Below are 19,418 nucleotides of genomic sequence, written 5' to 3' on the forward strand. Positions count from 1 at the left end.
CCGTGAACGGTTATACCTTTACCGGTCTCACTCGAAGAGCGCTCTGATGTCCACATGCTCACGGACCGTGTTCCTGACAAGGTCAAGACGGTCCTGATGGTCAGGGTCTATCCTTGCGATCAGATGTTCCACCTTCTCTGCCGCCTCGAGTGTGTCCTGCCTTGTGACCAATATCGGGACCCCGGTCTCGTATGCCTTGGCGACGACCGTCGCGGCGGGATAGAGGCCTCCTGTGAGGACCAGGCATGACGTGTCGGTCTGAAGGGCGGCCATCTGTATATCCGAACGGTCCCCTCCTGTGATGATCGCCTTCTTGGCATGACGCCTGAGGACAGTTATTGCCGTCTCAGGGGTCATCGCACCTACCATCACCCTTTCTACCTCCTTGTTCAGACGGTCATCTGCCACGACCACGTCCGCATCAAGGGCCTCCTTCACCTCTCTGACCGTGAAGGTCCTGAGCTGCCGAAGGGTGGGGATGCGACCGAGCACCGTGATCCCTTTCCTCTCAAGGAGCTTCGCCATGCGGTCATCCTCGCTCTGATTGAGTATGACCCCGCGGAACCTGACATTGTAGCTCTTGAGGAGCTGGTTGAACATCCCGATCTTGTCCAGATCGGTCGGTTGTGCGGTGGATATCAGCACCATGTCCGCATGGAGCGCCTGTGCTATCGCCATTCCAGAAAGGTCGTTCAGATAGCCGGTCGTGACCTCCCTGGTCCCCTCGACGAACATCTCATCGCAATCGCACTTGACCGTATTGAACCCATGAATGACATCGTCCATAGAGACCGGGTTCGACACATCATAGAACAGCGGGGAGAGCTCCTCCTCCGTCCTTTTAAGGTTCAACACCTTCCTCATCAGGTAGGTGTCCTGGTCGATGACCCGGTCACCTCTGCTGATGAGCCGTTCCCTGAACGGCTTATAATATCCAACCTTTCCGGGATGGTTCAGCGCCAGCCCGAGCGTGATCATCGTCTTGCCCGACCTCTCCACTACAGAACCTAGGAACAGGGTCTTCATTCGCTCTCCCTCCTTATCGTCACCAATGCGTCCACCGCGCCGGCCCCCTGGCCCTCGTCCCCTACCATGACGGGGTTGACCTCGAACTCGGCGATCTCGGGGAGGTCAGCTGCTATCTGCGCTATACGGAGGATGACGTCCTCCAAGGCCTTGATGTCCGCCGGCCTCCTCCCCCTCGCGCCCGTCAATATAGGATATGCCCTTATCGACCGTATCATCTTTCCAGCGTCGTGACGCGAAAGGGGCGCGATCATCTGCGTCACGTCCTTCAGGATCTCGACGAATATGCCCCCGAGACCGAATGTGATCACCGGGCCGAACTGGTCGTCCCTGACCATCCCGACGATCACCTCTCTTCCCTTGAACATCCTTTGGACAGATATGCCCGATATCCTGGCCGTTGGGACCTTGCCCCTCGTCCTGGACATTATGAGCATGAAGTCCTGACGTACCTGCTCCTCGTTGTTCACGTCCAGGACGACCCCTCCCACGTCGGTCTTATGCGCAATGTCAGGGGACTCTATCTTCATGACAACGGGGTACCCTATCCTGTTGGCGATCCTAACGGCCTCATCAGCTGTCCTGGCGAGCCCTTCCTCAGGTACGTTCACTCCATACGCTCTGAGGATCTCCTTCCCTTCCTCCTCGGAGAGCTGCAGCCTCCCCTGGTCCCTTGCAGCCCTGATGATGGCCTTTGCCCTTTGGACATCGCCTGGGACCGGCATGACCTCCTCGACAGGCGGCGGCTGCACCATCTCTTTATACTTTAACATGGCGCTCAGTGCAAAGGCGGCCCTGTCGGGGGTCTCATAGTTGGGAATACCAGACCTCCTCAGTATCGACACCGCCCCTTTGAGGCCCTCGCCACCTACAAAGGAGGTGAGCATCGGTTTTTGCTCCTTGCCTGAGAAAGCGGCTATGGTCCTCGCCACGGAGTCCACATCGACAAGGTCGGTCGGGGCCATCAGGGCCAGGACCGCTGATACATTCTCATCCTTTACCACGGTCCTTATGGCGTGCTCATACCGCTCGGCGTCCGCATCCCCGATCACATCGACAGGGTTGTAGAAATTGGCCGATGGGGGGAGCTTCGATTTCAGCTCTTCAACGGTCTCAGGTGAGAAGTTGGCCAACGCAAGTCCATGGTCGGCCAGTGCGTCCGCGGCCATGACCCCCAGCCCACCGGCGTTCGTGACTATGGCCACCCTGTTGTCCTTAGGGAGAGGTTGTGATGAGAATATCATCAAAAGGTCCAGCATCTCATCGATGGTCCTCACACGTATGATACCGGACCTCTGGAAGACCGCGTCGTAGATCTTATCGCTGCCGGACATCGCACCGGTGTGCGAGGATGCGGCCTTGGCCCCAGAGCTCGTCCTCCCTGCCTTAATGGCGACTATCGGTTTTCGACGAGAGGTCTCATAGGCCTCTTTCATGAACTCCCTGCCCTTGTTCACACCTTCGATGTAAAGGCCGATGACCTCCGTCCTAGGGTCGTTCCTGAGATATTCCAGTAGATAGGACTCCTCTATGTCCATCTTGTTTCCCACGCTTATGAACTTCGAATATCCCATGCTGGTGCTGGCCGCCCAGTCCAACAGGACCGAGCATATCGCCCCTGACTGCGAGCTTATCGCCACCGTCCCCTCGTTCGGGAAGTTCTGAGTGAAGGTCGCGTTCATATGGTGATGCGTGTTGATCAGGCCCAGGCAGTTTGGACCAAGCACCCTTATGTCATAACGTCTGGCGATCGCGGCAACTTCAGATTCCAATGCGGCCCCCTCGAGACCTGCCTCCTTGAAGCCCGCCGAGATGACTATGCATGCCTTGGTGCCCTTCTGCCCTGTCTCCTCCATTATCGACGGGACGAACTTCGCCGGGGTGACAATGATCACCAGGTCGACCTTTCCAGGCACATCGGTGAGCGTCTTATAGCACTTGACACCAAGGATCTCCTCGGCCTTCGGGTTCACGGCATAGAGCTTCCCCTTGAAACCGTCCTCGATGAGATTGCGTAGCACGGCATTGCCTACCTTGTTCGGTTCCCGTGCGGCGCCGACCACCGCGATGCTCTCGGGCTCGAAAAGCTCCTTCATCTTCCCAGCCACCCTATCTGGTGCGCCAGGGATATACCTTTTTCGCAAAGGGCCTTGATCGGTCCCGTCAAAGCTGTTTTCTATGGACCGTGATCCCTCTTGAGATGTCGGAAAGGTTCATTACCATCGCGCTCCGAGCTTATACCATTAGGTGATCTTATGATAGAGGAAGAGGAGGAGCTCGAGACCGAGGAGGACCGGAAGAACGATGATTGGCTTAAGAAACATTTCATCGAGATGGTCCAAAAATACCCTCGACAGTGGATCGCTGTGCTAGAGAGGAACGTCATTGCGGTCGGAGCAACAAGGGCCGAGGTCGAACTGAGGGCGGAGGAGATCGCAGGAGAAAGGGAATATTCGGTCTATTTCATACCGCAGACATAGGTGTACCATGATAGGACCGACGCCTTGGTCAGATGATGAGCAGGTAGGGTCCCTTCTTATGGTGAGCGCTATTTTCTCGTCATGTTCTAATATATCATCCGTCGATGAACATGCGCCGTCGGTAAAAGCGAGGGTGAAATGTGATCCCTATAACAACCTGGCGGCGCACAGTGCTCGTAATTTGGGTCCCTGCAGGAACTTGCGATGAGACGTCGCGTCATGACTGGAGGACAACCCCGATGCACGACAAAACCCCCGGCCCGGGTCAGTGTGGGGAGAGGAGGTAGCTCCACCATGAACCAATCTGTTAGGGTCCGGGGGACACGTTCTTCCTTGCCTTGGAGTCCTTGAGATATATCGATCCGACATCCTCCCTGTATGTCCAATCGTCCTCTGTATTTGTTTTCTTCATGAGCCTTATCATCTTGTCCAGCCTTGCCTCGAGGTCGTCGACGACGCTGACCGCCAGTGCCTCTGGGAACATAGGCTCTATGGGTGACCCATATTCCCGCTTGTTATGACTGCTGAGGACGATGTGCACGACCTTCCACCCTAAGACCTCCGGGAAACCTTCCATTGATGATATCGCCTTTCTTACCATCTCGGCCCCCAGGTACAGATGGTCCATAAGCCTTCCTGGGTCTGTAGCATGTATGTTAGTCGTGACCTCATAGACGTCGATCTTGCCGATATCGTGCAACATTGCTCCTGTGATCAGAAGGTCGCGCTCGAGCTCGGGATACGAGTTCGACAGGGAGTGGCAGGTCTGGACGATCGCCAAGGTATGCTCGACCAAACCCCCGACCACATTCCCATGTTGTTTTATCGCGGCGGGGCAGACCTTGAACCTCTTGGCAAAGACCTCGTCCTCAAAGAAATAAAGCAACAGACGCCTCAGGTCGCTATCCTCGACGGAGCGGGCGAAGTCCATCAGCTCCGCGTACATCCCTTCAATATCCTTCTCAGACCGCGGGACGAACCATTCAAGCTCGTAATCGTTGGGACCTATCTTCTTGATGCCCCTCTTATCGTGCGGATCTGCGACTATCTCCAACTGATTGTTGTAAGGGTTGGTTTTGACATGGCCGGTGACAAGAACAACATCGTTATCCCTGATCGAATCGTGTATGACCTGAACTGCCTCTTGATTGTTAGGGCCGAAGTATTTCACCATCATCTCCCCCGTACGGTCGCCCACCCTCACCTCGAACATATACCCATTAGCATACTTTCGGACGGGCCTTTTGAAGCTCACATAAAATGCGTTGGAGATCTGCTCGCCCTCCACCAGGTCCGCAATATACTTCTTTTCCATCTTGATCATACTCCGAACCCGTTACATCGATTAAATCATTGTCGCAGCGTACCGCCCTCGGACATCAGATTCGGCCCGAGGCTATCCGCCTTAGGGCGACCTCCGCCTCCTTCCAGCGGGGATATTTTCTCTCTTTTGTCCTGAACGCGGCATCGTGGTGGGAGCCCAAGGCCTTGAGGCCATCGTTCAGATGCAACAGTTCGTGATAGAGCACATAATCGGACACGAACTCGGGGACCTCCCCGGAGTCCAATGCGCTGCTGACCGCCACCACTCTCATGATGACCGAACAATATCCCATCCTCTGGAGGTTTGGTCTCTTTGTCCATGTGATGTAATTATCAGGAATATCGGGCAACAGACCTTCCGAGAGCAATCTGGTCCTAGCCTCCTCGAGGTCGTAATGTATCCCTTTCGCCGTGTATGCCAGGTTCCTGCTCCTTTGAAGGTATGTGGACCTGTTCAGCTCAACGAACTCCTGTGATTGCAGCCATTCCTTCATGACAGGGGTGTAGATCTCATCGGACCTTTTACAGATGATCCTTCTGCATATGCAGTCGGCGAACTCTTCCAGTATGTCCTGCCGTGCCCCCGCCATATAATCCGTCACCTTCAATTCAAGCGCGCCCCCGCGCTTGGTCCAGACCGTCTTGAACTCCTTGAACGGGAAAAAATCTGCGTACAGGACCGAGAGGCCCCTTTTTGAACCGGCCCTTTGAAAATAGTCCGTCAAGGACGACCTATCGATGTTCCCGACATCAGTAACGTTTGGCAGGCTGTATGTGACCATCTTTTCCATCTCCTACAGGCCGAGTCCTGTTCCCACGATATAACCGATGAGCGTACAGGCAACATACACGCAGAGGTGCCAGAGCGAAAAGGTCTGTGACCAAGTGGCGTCATTTTTCTTTGACCATCTCATACATATGCTCTGGACCTGATGTGGTCCTAAGGACCCTCCTGTCAGTGGAAGATCTCTGGTACCTTCGTGCAAGAACGTTCTTTCCGACATTGACCGGTCTGTCCCGTTGGGCGTCCACGTGCCAATGTCAGGAGCGATAATCAGGCCTATATGACGGACGAGCGACCTTGTCATCTCATGATCTATGATCGCCAACAAGGTGGCCATGTCCACTTTTTGTGTGTAATATACACTGCTGGCCATCCGACCGCTCATAACCAGCCCGCACCTCGATGACAGGTCCGCCCTCGCTGAGCTATTGACCGTGCTCCATCCCATCCAATGGAATTCACTATCCCGTCATAATTATTTAAATACAATAGATTCAAATAGTCCAGAGATGAATTTGTCATACTCGAGGATTGTCATTGGATTCCTTGTCCAGGGATGACCGAGACAAACACCTTATAACCCGTGGCAATGTTGACGGGATAGCATCTGCTGCGGTCTTTCTGAGCAGATACCCTTCGTCAAAGATCTCTTTTGTCACCTCCCCAAGGGCCGGGGCCAACGCGCTGGTCAAAGACCGCTCATCAAGGGAGATATTCCTTGTGGACATTGCCCTGACCAGGGATGTGGTGGAGGCCGTTGGCCATAGGAAGGCCCAGACAGTATACTTGCTGGACCATCATCCTTCCTCTATGACGGAAGGCATGAGCGGCATCAGGATAGTCCAGGAGGGGATGAGCGCGGCGCACGTGCTTTACGACCATCTAAGGGCTGGAACGCATCTGAAAAGGCTGGTCTCCATAGCTGACCATCTGGAGTATTGTGAGACCGACCTTCTCAAGGACACCCTCAGGAAACACGGTAGACAGAGGCTCGAGGAGGAGGCGCGGATCCTTGACTTCTCCTGGCGACTGAACATTGAGGATGATGAGTTCAGACTGGTCGCCAGCAAACATCTTTCGGAAGGTCATTGGCCTTCGCAGGTGGGGGCGGTCAAGCGAAGATATATCCAGGTGCTCAATGAGAACCGATGGGGGAAGGCGGTGGCCCGCGTGAAGGCCGGCCTGGAGGTCCGGGAGGGCGTCGGGATATTCCAATGCAATGAGAAGAACCGCTCGTTGTATGGGTTCGGAACGAGGGCCCTTGTGGATGTCGCGCAGCGCAGGGGATGCTCCTACGCGATGATGTTGAACGACAGGAAGGACAACTGCTCGGTGTCGATAAGGGGGATGAGCGACCGAGGCCTGGATATCGGGCGTTTTGTCGAGGAGTTCGTCACATTACATGGCATGGACGGAGGAGGGCATCCGAACAGCGCGGGTGCGAGGATACCTTTGCCGATGGAGAACAGGTTCGTCGACGAGTTCGTCTCGGCATCGCTCATTCGGTGATGTCCACAAGCTCTACCTCTTCCTCTTCCTTCTCCTCAAATGTCGCGACGCGCTTGTAGACCAGGACCGGGCACTTCGCGTTCTTCACTATCCTGTCCTGGACGTATCCAAAGTCGCTCCTGTGCACCCTCTTGACGGCGCTGGAGCCCATGACCAGCAGGTCATATTCGATCGATTCTCCCACCACCCCGCCCACGACGGTCTCCGGGCGTATCTCCTTGACCACGACGGGCACATTCTCCTTCCTAAGGATCTCTGCCAGTCTACGAGAGTATTGTCTGGCGGTGTCCAGATACCTCTCTTCCGCGATGACGTTCAGGATCGTCACCCTCGACCCGTTCTTCTTGGCGATGAGGGCGGCAACCTCGGTCGCCCTGCTGACGTGCCACAGTCCGCCTGAGAGAATGAGGATCCTGTTCGGCCTCCATCGCTCCTCTGCCTTGAACAATAGGACATCACAAGGTGTCAGCCTAAGGAGAAGGTCCATCTTCTTGCCAAGTATGCGCTTCTGCGTCTTTGTGTATCCTTTCCACCCGACCACGATCGTGTTCGCCTCTTCTTCCTTGGCCGTATCTATGAGAGCGGTCACCACATCGTGCGAGACGGTCACCATCGCTCTTGTGAAGACGCCGTTCGCCTCCGCATGCTTCTTCAGCTTCTCTAGCATCTTGCGGCGCTCTTCCACAAGTTTACGGTCGACCTCGTTTATCGGGACGGTCGAGGGGGTCTCGACGACGCTGACCAACAGGAGCTCCCCGTTGTGCTCTGCCGCCACCAATGAAGCGATGTCTATGATCGACTCGCTCCTCTCGTCCTCTATCGGGACCATGACACGGAACTTCTCAAGCTCCTCCATGGTGAGCGGGACGCGCTCCGCCAAAGGGGCTTCCTCTATCTCCTTCTTCCCTTTAGCGAAATAATGGATCAGGAGACCGACGTTTATGATCGCTATGGCCATGTACCATGCGATAGGCTCGTAGTCGATGAGGGTCGCGGCAAGCACCATCTTGGCGGTTATGCCTGCCAACGGGAATAGCGGGAAAAGGGGCATCATGAAATGGCGCTTGGCGTCCGGTCTCTTCCTCCTCAATGATATCGCTGAGATGTTGACCAATGTGAACAACAAGAGTATCAGGATGTCGGCGACCGCGGCCACCTGGTCCATTGGAAGAAGGATGCACATCATGATGATTATCGAGCCTGACACCAACAGTGCGGTGGTAGGCGTCTGGTTCTTCTTATGCAGCTTGCCGAACCTGGCGGGGAGGTTCCCATCCCTTCCCATTGCGAAAGAGACCCTGGACACGGAGAATATGATCGAATTGACCGCCGCCACCGACCCGATTATGATGCCGAACGCTATCAGGTCGCCTCCAAAATAAGGTATCACCCCTTCGGCCGAGCGTGCTATGGCCAGGTCCTTCCATCCTGCTATGTTCTCCCATCCTGAGACCCCTATGGCCGTCACTGCGACGGCGACGAAGAGGAAGGTGCTTATGCCGATACAGAGGAACATCGCCTTTGGGACGGTCCTCTCGGGGTCCTTCGCCTCCTCTCCTGTCTGCGCCACGACCTCATAGCCCTCGAAGACCATGAACGTGAAGGCCATCGACGTCAATATGCTCAGCGTTCCTTTTGGCATAAGCTCGGTGAAGTTCCTTCCAGGGTCGGGGTCGATGAGTATCTTATATGCGCCGAACACCACGAAGGTCGATATGACCAGGATGAGGATCAGCGAGACGACGATCTCCGAGCGCCCCGCACCTTTGACACCGCGATAGTTCAGATAGATGAAGACGACGGCGATCATGACGGAGAAGACCACCCTTATCATATGCTCCGACATCCCCAGGTCGATGTCCATCGCATCTATCATCCATAGCATGCCTGCGCCAAAGCCGAGGGCATAGACGCTGCACGCGATGCAATGCCCTACCCAGGACATCCATCCCCCTAAGAAACCGAAAGGAGGGAACATCCCCTCCTTTATCCAAAGGTATCCCCCGCCCGTCTCTGGGAATGCGGAGGCTAGCTCGGCATATGAGAATGCCGTGCAGATGGTGACGAAGAAGTTCAGAATGAAGGCGAGTATAATGCCCGGTCCCGCTATACCGGTGCCGGTCCCGATCAGGATGAAGATGGTAGAACCGATGTTGGGACCGATGCCTATCATCAGCACCTCAAGAAGGCCCAGGTCCCTCCTAAGGGTGACCTCCACCTCGCTCTGTTTCCCGACCTCTTTCTCGGCCATTATGTTCTAGCCGTTATTGGATGCGTTTTATTAATCCTTTGGATGGGGCCGATGCACTGCTGGTGGACCGTTTGATCTTATCAACCTTCATAACCTTGCAAGCCTTATCGGGGAACCGAACTCGGACCCGAGCCTCTCCAATCTCTGCTCGATGTCCTTCCGCCAGTTCTCATCGCCTATCATGATGAAGTCCCGGCCATGGCCCATCTCTATCAGGGCCTCGTCATACGAATCGAACCTGTGCTCGACCTGAAGCCCGAGGTCGTTCCCGACCTTCCTGGCCCTGGTCCCTATAAGTCCGATCGCGGCCTGCGGCATCATGTGCCTGATGGTCTTGATGGTCTCCTTGCTGAGGTCGGTCACTGGATAGAAATAAAGCTGTCCCATCTTGCCTGTATGCTGCCCGAACTTCTGGTTCAGCTCGAAGATGTTCTTGGGATAAGGTGCAAGTTCCATCTTCCTATGTCTGCTCATGGTCCTGTTCAGGTCGTAAAGTATCGGCTCGGTAAGGCCCATGTTCCTTGCCCTCTGACCGTCGGAGAAGAAACCGTCGGGGCCCCCCGAGTAGATGATGCGCCCCTTGTTCAACACCCGGACCTCGTCGGCCCAGGCATATGCTGTCTCGACATCGTGCGTGGACATGATGACGGTCATCCCCTGCTGGTTCAGCTCGTCCGCCAGTTCCAGAAGCTCGTGGACCATCCTTGAGTCCAGCCCGGCGGTGGGCTCATCCATGACCAAGACCTCAGGCCTCATCGCGATCGCTCCGGCGAGGGAGACCCTCTTCCTCTGACCGAAGGAGAGCTGCTGCGTCGGTTTTTCGCGAATGTCATAGAGGTCGACCTGGTCCAAGGCCTCGTTGACCCTTCTCTCGACCTCATCCCTTGGCAACCCCATGTTCATGGGCCCAAAGGCAACATCCTCCTCGATGGTGGCCGAGAAGATCTGATCATCCGGGTTCTGCATCACCAGGGAGACCTTGGAGCGGACCTCTTCAAGGTCCTTTTTTCCATACCGGACCTCCTTGCCGTTCAGATAGACCTTCCCTGACCTTGGCCTTAGTATCCCATTGAAATGGAGGAACAATGTGGATTTCCCGGCACCATTTGGGCCCAGCAATATGATCTTCTTGCCCCTGGGGATCTCCAGGTTCACATCCTCGAGTGCCACTGTCCCATTAGGATAGGTGTAAACGAGTTCCTCGGTCTTGAGCACGGGGTCGTTCATCGGTTCACCAAGAAATTCTCCAAATCGGTTCAAGGAAATTATCTATGATATAGATGATGATGGCAAGGCCTATCGGTCCGATGACCCACGCCAATGTGAGCCGCCTTGGCGGCCTGTAGATCGGGAAGTCTCCTTTATAATTCCTACAGTTAAGTGCCACCTGAGATCTCTCCGCCATAGAGAGCGAGCGGGAGAAAAGGCCCACCGCCAATCGGGATGATGTCCTCAGGCTGTTGCGGATGCCCTTGAACCCCAATCTAGATGATGCGGCGATGGTCATGGTCTCAAGCTGTTCCAGCAACAAGAAAGAATATCTGTAGACAAGCACGGTCAGTTCCATGATCTCTTTTGGGACCCTGAGCTGTCTCAAAGCCATTGCGAAATGTGGCACGGGGGTCGAGGTGATAAAGGCCAGCATTATGGTGATGCCCGCCAAAGCTCTCATCAGGACAAGTGTGGAGAGGTTGAGGCCGTCCCTGTCCAAGGTCAGTGTCCAGCCCATGACATCGAACCTCGCTACCTCGCCTCCTCCCTTGGTTATGAGCGCGATCACCAGGCAGCCCACCAAGATGACCACGAGACCGTCCAAGATGAGCATCCCGATCATCCGTGGAAACCGAAGGCCGGTCGAATAGACCAGGAGACATGCTCCGATGAAGAAGGTCATCAGCGGTATCAAGATGGAATCGGTCGTTAGCGCCACTATCAAAAGGGACAAGGTGAGAAGGAATTTGCCCAATGGGGGCCATTGCCTCAGCCTTGATTGATAGGCGAGCTCGTCTATCCCTCTCATTTCTTCATCTCAGGCATTTTGTTCTTCCCATACCTTTTCATCGCTATGTATAGCACAGCGATTATGATGACGACGCCTATCGCCAACTGCAATTTGAAGAGCCAGGGCTCCAGACCCTCGGAGGGTTGGAAGAAGCCTTCGAACCATGGCTTATAGTCCGGAACGATGGACTGTATCGCCTCGCCGCCCCTGTCATCGGCCCCATCGAGCTCTTGACCGGCATACATCAGGGCGGGGACCGAGGCGATGCAAATAGCTATGATCGCTCCGACGACCATCCTCGAACCCCATGGTATCCTGCTCCCTTTCTTGATCCTCAGCTCTGGTCTGATCAGTTCAGGTCTGGAGTTAGAGAGGAAGTCGAAGAACATGACGATGAGCACCGCCTCCAACAGGGCCAAAGGCACCTGGGTAAGGGCAAAGATGCCCAGGAAGGTCGAGAGCGATATCAGTACGCTGCCGTCCGAAGGGTACGCCAAGGCGAGCTGGAGGCTCGTCATCAGATAGGTCGCGAAGTCCGCGACGAATGCCGTTGCGAATATGGTCGGTATCATGTGGACCTTGGCCTTCGTCATGGCCTTGAACACCATATAGGCGACAAAGGGCCCGAAGATGCCCATGGAGAAGACGTTCGCGCCCAAAGTGGTTATGCCTCCATGGGCCAGCAATAATGCCTGGAACAAGAGGACGATGGTGGCCAATATGCTAGTTATCCACGGACCGGACAGTATCGTCGACAGGCCAGTGCCGGTCGGGTGGGATGATGACCCTGTGACAGATGGTAATTTCAACGAGGAAAGGACGAATATGAACGCGCCCGAGATGGCCACGGTCAACTTGCTCTCAGGATTCTCTTCGAACATCTTCTTGAGCTTCAACGCCCCGATGAACAAGAACGGGATGCAGACAACATACCAGAAGATGCACCAGTATATGTTCAGGAAGCCTTCCATTATGTGCATTTGCTCTCACACTCCTTGCAGGTGCCCACCACATGAAGGGAATACTTCTCGATCTTCATCCCGATCTTCCTTGACATCTCCAGGACGTTCAGGTCCAGGGGGATGCTTGTCAGGCGATGACATCGAGAGCATTCAAATGTCGAGTTTGGGAAGGGATGGCGGAAGAACAGACTGACGCCGTTATTGTTGGTCTCTGATATCAAACCCTCAGCGAGAAGCTTGTTCAGGTTACGGTAGACAGTGCCAAGGCTGATGTTCGGTAATTTTTCCTTGGCATGATGATACACCTCATCGGCCGTCATCGGATTTGTGCTCTCGTAAATGGTATCGACGATGACCTTGAGCTGTTTGGTCCACCTTGTCGCCTTCCCGTTCATTATTAGTAATGATTATCATTATCAATATATCTATCTTACTTGGATGGATGGTGGATGCATATGCTGGTGATGAGAAAATATTATAAACAAAAATTATTATAAAATTTAAAAATTATTTGTCACCTGAACGTCTTCTTGACCAGAACCCATATCGCAATGACGGATATCTGTATGGCCACTACCCCTAACACCAGAGCGATTATCGATATCCACATCTCATTGCTTGAAGGGCTGGTCTTTATGATGACATTGCTCTCGGTGGTCGCCACCACGGCATTGCTGACGGCGCTCTCTCCCTCAGGACCGACCGCTGTGACGACATAGTAATTGGTCGTCCCTACGCTCAGACCACCATGATGGTAGGCCGTCTGGTTAGCGCTCACGTTCGCTATGACCTTCATCGTATCGAATGATCTGCCTCCATAGACAAGATAATGGCTCAGATTTCCGTCCTCTGGAGGTTTCCAAGAGAGGTCTACATATGTCTCTCCTACGGTGCATGTGAGGTCGAGTGGTGGGGATGGGGGCGCCGCACATGATAATATGGCCATGGTCGGCGTGGTGAACAGCAATAGGCCAAGTAACAAGGGCAGGCATCGCCGATACTTCATGAGCAAGTGGAGAGCGGGCGGGGATATCAATCCTTCTGAGACGCGGTCTCGGACCGTATCTGTTCTGCCGATTTCCTCAGGAGGAAGTTATTACCTCTTCTGCATACCTTACGGTAACCAAGGGTGCTATAGAAAGCAAGGGCCTTTTCATTGCATTCCTGGACGCAGAGCTCCACGCCCTCGGTGCCCTTCTCCAGCACGGAAGCCTCGATCTCCCGCATCATCGTCCTCCCATATCCTTTGCCCTGTTTGTCTGGCCTGAGCTGGATGGACATTATGAAAAGGTAACTGTCCAAGACCTCGATGGAAAAATATCCGATTATATCGCCATCTTCCTCAAGGACCATGGTCTCGACGTCCTTGTCAGCAAACCATTCGAGGAGCGGCTCGTCCGTCCATTCAATGCCCCATGAACGTCTGACAATGGAGGACATGTTCTCCCTTGTCATGACGACCAAGGAAGGTATGTCCGCCCTGACGATGGGGCGCAGGCGAAGCATGGCGTGAGGCAGTGCTCCTACAGGATTTAATGTTTCGGTGGCGGTGCTTCCAACGCCTGACCGCTAGGAATCGTCACAATGGTTTAAATATCGGTTGATAATTTGAAACCTCCAAGGTGAACTTAAGATGGTAGAAGTCACTGCTGAGGCGTCCAAGTACATACTGGACCTTATAGCAAAGAACAACAAGCAGGGCCATGGGATCAAGATCTACCTGTCCGGTATGGGCTGCTCTGGACCTCAGTTCGGAATGGCGTTCCAGCAAGGAGCAAAGGAAGGGGACATCGAGCAGAAGGTCGATGGTTTCTCGTTGTATTACGATAATGAGACAAAAGAGGTCCTGGATGCGTGCACCGTGGACTTCGTGGAGACACCGTACGGTTCAGGCCTTATCGTTCATAACCCGAACGTCACGAGCTGCAGCTCGTGCGGCGGCGGATGTCATTAAGGTGGACCTGACCCATCTAAACCATTTTCATCCTGTTTTAATATTCATTGTATGTGTTCATTGAGCATCCTCTTATCAAGAAGGATAGTGTAGAGCTCAGAGAATACCAGGTCTCCCTGGCAAGGTCCGCGCAGGAGCGTTCCACCCTTGTGGTATTGCCCACTGGCATGGGCAAGACCGTCGTCGCGCTCCTCGTGATAGCGGATGTTCTGTTGAAAAAGAAGGGGAAGGTCCTTCTGATGGCCCCTACAAAGCCATTGGTGGAGCAGCACAGCAGGTTCCTGATCGAGTTCTTGGTCGGGAAAAAGGTGGCGGTGATGACTGGAGACACCTCCCCCGAAGAGAGGGAGGCGCTATGGGTCGAGAACGATGTGATAGCGTCGACCCCTCAGGTCGTGGCCAATGATCTTAGGAACGGGCGGGCGTCGCTGAAGGATGTCAGGCTGATAATATTCGATGAGGCGCATAGGGCCGTCGGCAACTATGCCTATGTGGCCGTGGCGAAGGAATACAAGGAATATGGGGGGCTCGTCCTAGGGATGACCGCGAGCCCTGGAAGCGACCGGGAGAAGGTGCGGGAGGTCTGCACGAACCTTGGAATAGACAATATAGAGGTCAGGACCGAGCACGACCCTGATGTTGCCAAATATGTACAGGATGTAAAGGTCCAGTTCATCGAGGTGGAGCTCCCCGCGGAGATCAGGAAGGCCACCTCGATATTGAGCTCTCTTTATGAGACCTACTTGAAACAGCTGGTCGGCATGGGATTTCTTCAGGACAGCGACAAGGTGGGCACCAAGGACCTACTTGCGCTCGGCAACGAGCTCTCTGCGAGGCTGAGGTCGGGCGAGAGGTCGAAGAGATTGTATCAGGCCCTCAGCGTGAACGCCATGGCCATAAAGGTGGAGCATGCGATCGACCTGGGAGAGACCCAAGGAGGGACGGCGATGCTGGCATATCTCGAGCGCATGAGGGAGGAGGCGGCCTCCGACGATGGCTCTAAGGCGACGAGGGCGATCGTGGAGACGGAACAGTTCAAGGCCGTCATGAAGATGATGAAGGACCTCAAGGTCGAACATCCGAAGCTCTCGAGGGTGATGAGCGTGGTCTCGAGGCAGATATCGGAGAACCCTGGGTCGAAGGTCCTGGTCTTCACACATTACAGGGACACCTGTGAGCTCGTGGCAGGGAAGCTCGCAAAGATCGATGGGGTCAGGGTGGCGAAGTTGATAGGCCAGGCGGGGCGCGCCGGGGACAAGGGGCTCAAGCAGAGAGAGCAGGTGGGGGTGCTCCAACAATTCCGCGACGGGGAGTACAACGTGCTTGTGGCGACATCGGTAGGAGAGGAGGGCCTTGATGTCGCAAGCACCGACATGGTGGTGTTCTATGAACCGGTCCCATCGGAGATACGCAGCATACAGCGCAGAGGGAGGACCGGCCGCAGGAGCGCCGGCAAGGTCGTCATCTTCGTCACCAAGGGGACCAGGGACCAGGCGTTCTACTTCAGCAGCCTCCACAAGGAGAGGCAGATGAAGAGCAGATTGCTCACCCTGAAGAGGGAGCTTGAAAACGGGCCTGAGAAGAGCGTTGAGGAGGATGAGAAGAACAAGGAGCTTCCAAAGGGTCAGCGCAGCCTCTTGGATTTCTGAACCACGAATTGATGCGATTGGATTATCTACTCAGGAGGGTCTTTCCGATGGCGATGCTGTTCAGCGAGCTGGCGGAGGTGTATAGGCGCCTCGATTCTACCACGAGCAGGTTGGAGATGGCCGAGATACTGGCATCTTTCTTCAAGGGGGCAGAGCCGTCCGCATTGAGGCGGTCCGTCTATCTGACCCAAGGTCAGCTTTACCCTGATTTCTATCCTCAGAAGCTCGGCATGGCCGATAAACTGTTGATAAGGACGTTGGCGTCGGTCATCGGGGTAAAAGAACAGACCATCCAGGAGCTCCAATTGAAGGAGGGCGACCTGGGTTCGGTGGCAGAGCAGCTGTATCGGTCGAAGAGGCAGCAGACGCTGTTCTCCGAACCGCTCACCCTTGACAGGGTCTATAGTGCTCTGGAAAAGGTCTCGGTCTCTGAGGGGGGTGGCTCACAGGATTCAAAGATGAAGCAATTGGCCGACATACTCCACGACGCCTCCCCCATAGAGGCCAAATACATCTGTAGGATGGTCACTGGGAAGATGCGGCTGGGAGTGGCGAGCATGACGGTCATCGATGCCCTCGCCATCGCTTTCGCCAGCAAGGAGGAGAGGGACGTCATAGAGAGGGCTTTCAATATCACGTCCGACCTGGGCATGGTCGCCGAGACGCTGAGCCTACATGGGCTGGAAGGGGTGAGGGCACTAAGGGTCAAGGTCGGGAACCCCATTAGGGCCATGCTCGCCGAAAGGATGTCCTCGCCCGCGGAGATCCTCGAGAAGATGGGGGGTGCCTGTGCCTTCGAGTACAAATATGACGGCGTGAGGGTCCAGGCGCACATCGATAAAGGCAAGGTGAAGCTGTATTCAAGAAGATTGGAGGACCTGACCGGGCAGTTCCCGGACGTGGTATCGGCCATCAAGGCCTCGTTCACAGGCTCCAGCGCGATCGTGGAGGGGGAGTGCGTCCCGATCGATATCAACACCGGCGAGTTCCTCCCTTTCCAGGAGGTCTCCCACAGGAGGGGGAGGAAACATGGATTGGACGAGGCCATGGAGGAGTACCCGGTCAGATTCTGCCTTTTCGACCTGCTTTACCTCGATGGAAAGGACATGACGGAAGAAACTCTCCTCAAGAGAAGAGCTGCCTTGGCCTCATGCTTCAGCCCGAACGACCAGCTCAGACTGTCTGAGATGAGGGTTCTGGACAATGAGGAGGCTGTGCAGGAATTCTTCATGGAGGCGGTCCGGGACGGATGTGAGGGCCTCATGGCGAAGTCCATCGGACCGGACTCGGTCTACAGGGCAGGCAACAGAGGGTTCCTGTGGATCAAGTACAAGAAGGAGTACCGCTCGGAGCTTAACGACACCGTGGACCTTGTCGTCGTCGGAGCGTTCGCTGGAAGGGGCAAGAGGAAGGGTCTCTACGGTGCGCTTTTGATGGCCACCTATAACGAGGAGGAGGACCGTTTCGAGACGGTGTCCAAGCTTGGGAGCGGATTCGACGATGCTGAGCTCGCAAAGATGGTCGAGGTCCTTGAAAAATTCAGGGTGCCTGAGAAGCATCATCAGGTCTCATCGAAGATGCAGGCGGATTACTGGTTCGAGCCGGGCGTTGTGCTGGAGGTGCTCGGCGCCGAGATCACGGTCTCTCCCATTCACACCGCGGCGTTCGGGGCCGTGAGGAAGGATGCGGGACTGGCCATAAGGTTCCCCAGGTTCACAGGAAGGATACGCGACGACAAGGGGCCCAGAGAGTCGACGACCAGCAAGGAGCTCCTGGAGATGTACAAGATGCAGCTGAAGCGCATAGACGAGTGACGGTCAAGGGGGCCAGTGGGACGACCGATGTCCAAATCGATATGAAAATCCTTATAAGGCGGACCGGTATAGGTGGCTCTCATGGAGATCGATCTTTTAGAGAAGGACAAGGACTCCATCAAGATCCGGATCAGGAACGCGGACATGACGTTGATCTCACCACTTGTCAAGGAGCTCCTGCTGGACAAGGCCATCGATGAGGTGAAGTACACCGCAGGTGCTGCCCACCTCTCTGAACCGACGTTGTATGTCAAGGTGAAGACCGGCAAGCCCCAGGCGGCGCTCAAGCGCGCGGCGACCTCCCTTGCAAATGATGTCAAGGAAGGCAGGGACAAGCTGGTAAAGGAACTGAAGTGAACATGCCCTTTTCTAAGCCCCCCGAGCCCGAGAGGGAATTGGGCATGGAGGTCTACATGACCTCGAGCAAGGGGACAGGGGGTAGGCTCAAACTGCTTCCCGAGGATTTTATCGTCGAGGAGATATCAAGACAGCTACCAAAGGTCGAGAACGGAAGGTACACGATCGCCAAGATAAGGGCGACGAACTGGGAGATGAACCGTCTCGTAAGGCAGCTTTCTAAGAACCTAGGCATAGGGCGGGGGTCCATCGGTTTCGCAGGTACTAAGGATAAAAGGGCCGTCACCACGCAGCTCATGTCCTTCGAGGCCCCACTGGATGCCGTAAGGGCGATGCGCGTACACCAGGTAGAGGTCCTGGAGGCCTACCGCTCCTCGAAACATCTCACCATCGGGGACCTTATCGGAAATCGCTTCGATGTAAAGGTCAGGGAGTGCACGCTCAAAGGCGACGATCTGAAAGGGGCCATCCTTGAGACCGAGGCGGAGCTCTCCGCCAACGGAGGTTTTCCGAACTTTTTCGGCGTCCAGAGGTTCGGGTCGGTGCGACCGATCACCCATCTCGTGGGAAGGAGCATAGTCAAGGGCGACCTGGAAGAGGCGGTGATGTGGTATGTCGGGCACCCCCATGACGCCGAGGACGATGAGGCCAAGGAAGCTAGGTCGCGCCTGCAAAAGGAGCGTGACTTCAAGGCGGCGATGGGATATTTCCCGCAGAAACTGACCTTCGAAAGGACCGTGATAGGCTGGCTGGCCAAGAACCCTGATGACCATGCTGGTGCATTGCGTGTGCTTCCAAGCAACCTCCAGATGATGTTCGTGCACGCGTACCAGTCATACATGTTCAATAGGATACTGAGCGAGAGGATGCGTCGCGGCCTTCCGCTCAATGAGCCTCTTATCGGCGACGTGGTCCTTCCTGCTGACAAGGACGGCCTGCCTGACCACGACAAGCATGTGCCAGTGACCAGAGAGAATCTGGACCTTGTTGCCAAACAGGTCAAGGAGGGTAGGGCCTTTGTCTCTGGGGTCCTTTTTGGGCAGGACAGCGAGCTCGCAAAGGGAGAGATGGGCGAGATAGAGGCAAAGGTGATCGAGGACGAGGGGGTCATGCCCTCGGACTTCAAGGTCCCGCAGGTCCCTGATTGCAATTCGAGAGGGAGCAGGAGGGAGCTCCTCTGCAGATATGAGGGGCTCAGGTCCGTTCCCTATGACGACAGCTATGAGGTCTCGTTCTCCCTAGGCAAGGGCTGCTATGCCACCGTGCTCCTGAGGGAGTTCATGAAGGCGGACATATTGGACTACTGA

The 19,418-nt window shown here is 55.2% G+C and carries 19 protein-coding genes; 7 read left to right on the forward strand and 12 right to left on the reverse strand.

From position 1 onward, the window contains the following. Positions 1 to 27: 27 nt before the first annotated feature. Positions 28 to 1,026, reverse strand: coding sequence for an AAA family ATPase (locus HPY73_02475; GenBank protein QLH74426.1), 999 nt, complete (start codon positions 1,024 to 1,026; stop codon positions 28 to 30). Then, entirely contained in the window at positions 1,023 to 3,122 is a 2,100-nt protein-coding gene (locus tag HPY73_02480; GenBank protein QLH74427.1) for an acetate--CoA ligase family protein, read from the reverse strand. Before HPY73_02480 ends, HPY73_02475 begins: the two co-directional genes overlap by 4 nt. A 159-nt stretch (positions 3,123 to 3,281) precedes the next feature. Here HPY73_02480 and HPY73_02485 point away from each other — a divergent pair, with 159 nt between their 5' ends. Continuing rightward, positions 3,282 to 3,506, forward strand: a complete 225-nt coding sequence (locus tag HPY73_02485) for a hypothetical protein (protein QLH74428.1) — start codon at positions 3,282 to 3,284, stop codon at positions 3,504 to 3,506. Positions 3,507 to 3,813: 307 nt separating this feature from the next. Here HPY73_02485 and HPY73_02490 read toward each other — a convergent pair whose 3' ends face one another. The 3 genes from HPY73_02490 to HPY73_02500 are packed head-to-tail and all read right to left on the reverse strand — an operon-like array spanning position 3,814 to position 6,061. Beyond that, positions 3,814 to 4,830, reverse strand: coding sequence for an HD domain-containing protein (locus HPY73_02490; GenBank protein QLH74429.1), 1,017 nt, complete (start codon positions 4,828 to 4,830; stop codon positions 3,814 to 3,816). Between the two features lie 55 nt (positions 4,831 to 4,885). Continuing rightward, positions 4,886 to 5,620, reverse strand: a complete 735-nt coding sequence (locus HPY73_02495; GenBank protein QLH74430.1) for a M48 family metallopeptidase — start codon at positions 5,618 to 5,620, stop codon at positions 4,886 to 4,888. A gap of 3 nt (positions 5,621 to 5,623) precedes the next feature. Further along, the gene (locus tag HPY73_02500) at positions 5,624 to 6,061 is read right to left on the reverse strand and encodes a hypothetical protein (GenBank protein ID QLH74431.1); all 438 of its coding nucleotides are present in this window, start codon (positions 6,059 to 6,061) and stop codon (positions 5,624 to 5,626) included. A 98-nt stretch (positions 6,062 to 6,159) separates the two neighbouring features. Here HPY73_02500 and HPY73_02505 point away from each other — a divergent pair, with 98 nt between their 5' ends. Next, a complete protein-coding gene (locus HPY73_02505; GenBank protein QLH74432.1) occupies positions 6,160 to 7,122 on the forward strand; it encodes a DHH family phosphoesterase in 963 nt (320 codons plus the stop codon). Here HPY73_02505 and HPY73_02510 read toward each other — a convergent pair. The 7 genes from HPY73_02510 to HPY73_02540 form a co-directional block, all read right to left on the reverse strand. Next, on the reverse strand, positions 7,112 to 9,373 hold the full coding sequence (locus HPY73_02510; GenBank protein QLH74433.1) for an amino acid permease: 2,262 nt from the start codon (positions 9,371 to 9,373) through the stop codon (positions 7,112 to 7,114). The two genes, HPY73_02505 and HPY73_02510, sit on opposite strands and share 11 nt — an antisense overlap. Before the next feature lie 87 nt (positions 9,374 to 9,460). Further along, entirely contained in the window at positions 9,461 to 10,600 is a 1,140-nt protein-coding gene (locus HPY73_02515; GenBank protein QLH74434.1) for an ATP-binding cassette domain-containing protein, read from the reverse strand. 4 nt (positions 10,601 to 10,604) lie between these two features. Then, entirely contained in the window at positions 10,605 to 11,393 is a 789-nt protein-coding gene (gene cbiQ / locus HPY73_02520; protein QLH74435.1) for a cobalt ECF transporter T component CbiQ, read from the reverse strand. After that, positions 11,390 to 12,355, reverse strand: a complete 966-nt coding sequence (locus HPY73_02525; protein ID QLH74436.1) for an energy-coupling factor ABC transporter permease — start codon at positions 12,353 to 12,355, stop codon at positions 11,390 to 11,392. Before HPY73_02525 ends, cbiQ begins: the two co-directional genes overlap by 4 nt. Further along, complete coding sequence (locus HPY73_02530; protein ID QLH74437.1) at positions 12,346 to 12,732, reverse strand: transcriptional repressor; 387 nt, start codon at positions 12,730 to 12,732, stop codon at positions 12,346 to 12,348. Before HPY73_02530 ends, HPY73_02525 begins: the two co-directional genes overlap by 10 nt. Before the next feature lie 119 nt (positions 12,733 to 12,851). Continuing rightward, complete coding sequence (locus tag HPY73_02535; protein ID QLH74438.1) at positions 12,852 to 13,343, reverse strand: fibronectin type III domain-containing protein; 492 nt, start codon at positions 13,341 to 13,343, stop codon at positions 12,852 to 12,854. 26 nt (positions 13,344 to 13,369) lie between these two features. Next, on the reverse strand, positions 13,370 to 13,843 hold the full coding sequence (locus HPY73_02540; GenBank protein ID QLH74439.1) for a GNAT family N-acetyltransferase: 474 nt from the start codon (positions 13,841 to 13,843) through the stop codon (positions 13,370 to 13,372). Positions 13,844 to 13,970: 127 nt separating this feature from the next. Here HPY73_02540 and HPY73_02545 point away from each other — a divergent pair, with 127 nt between their 5' ends. From HPY73_02545 to truD, 5 genes are all read left to right on the forward strand, one after another. Further along, a complete protein-coding gene (locus tag HPY73_02545) occupies positions 13,971 to 14,291 on the forward strand; it encodes an iron-sulfur cluster assembly accessory protein (protein ID QLH74440.1) in 321 nt (106 codons plus the stop codon). Between the two features lie 53 nt (positions 14,292 to 14,344). Further along, positions 14,345 to 15,940, forward strand: coding sequence for a DEAD/DEAH box helicase (locus tag HPY73_02550; GenBank protein ID QLH74441.1), 1,596 nt, complete (start codon positions 14,345 to 14,347; stop codon positions 15,938 to 15,940). Between the two features lie 53 nt (positions 15,941 to 15,993). Then, positions 15,994 to 17,754 (forward strand): ATP-dependent DNA ligase, encoded by a 1,761-nt coding sequence (locus HPY73_02555; GenBank protein QLH75622.1) that lies wholly within the window; start codon positions 15,994 to 15,996, stop codon positions 17,752 to 17,754. A gap of 81 nt (positions 17,755 to 17,835) precedes the next feature. Beyond that, a complete protein-coding gene (locus HPY73_02560) occupies positions 17,836 to 18,111 on the forward strand; it encodes a DNA-directed RNA polymerase subunit L (GenBank protein QLH74442.1) in 276 nt (91 codons plus the stop codon). 2 nt (positions 18,112 to 18,113) lie between these two features. Then, on the forward strand, positions 18,114 to 19,418 hold the full coding sequence (gene truD, locus HPY73_02565) for a tRNA pseudouridine(13) synthase TruD (GenBank protein ID QLH74443.1): 1,305 nt from the start codon (positions 18,114 to 18,116) through the stop codon (positions 19,416 to 19,418).

The organism is Methanomassiliicoccales archaeon (assembly GCA_013415865.1).
In the GTDB taxonomy this organism is placed as follows: domain Archaea; phylum Thermoplasmatota; class Thermoplasmata; order Methanomassiliicoccales; family UBA472; genus MVRC01.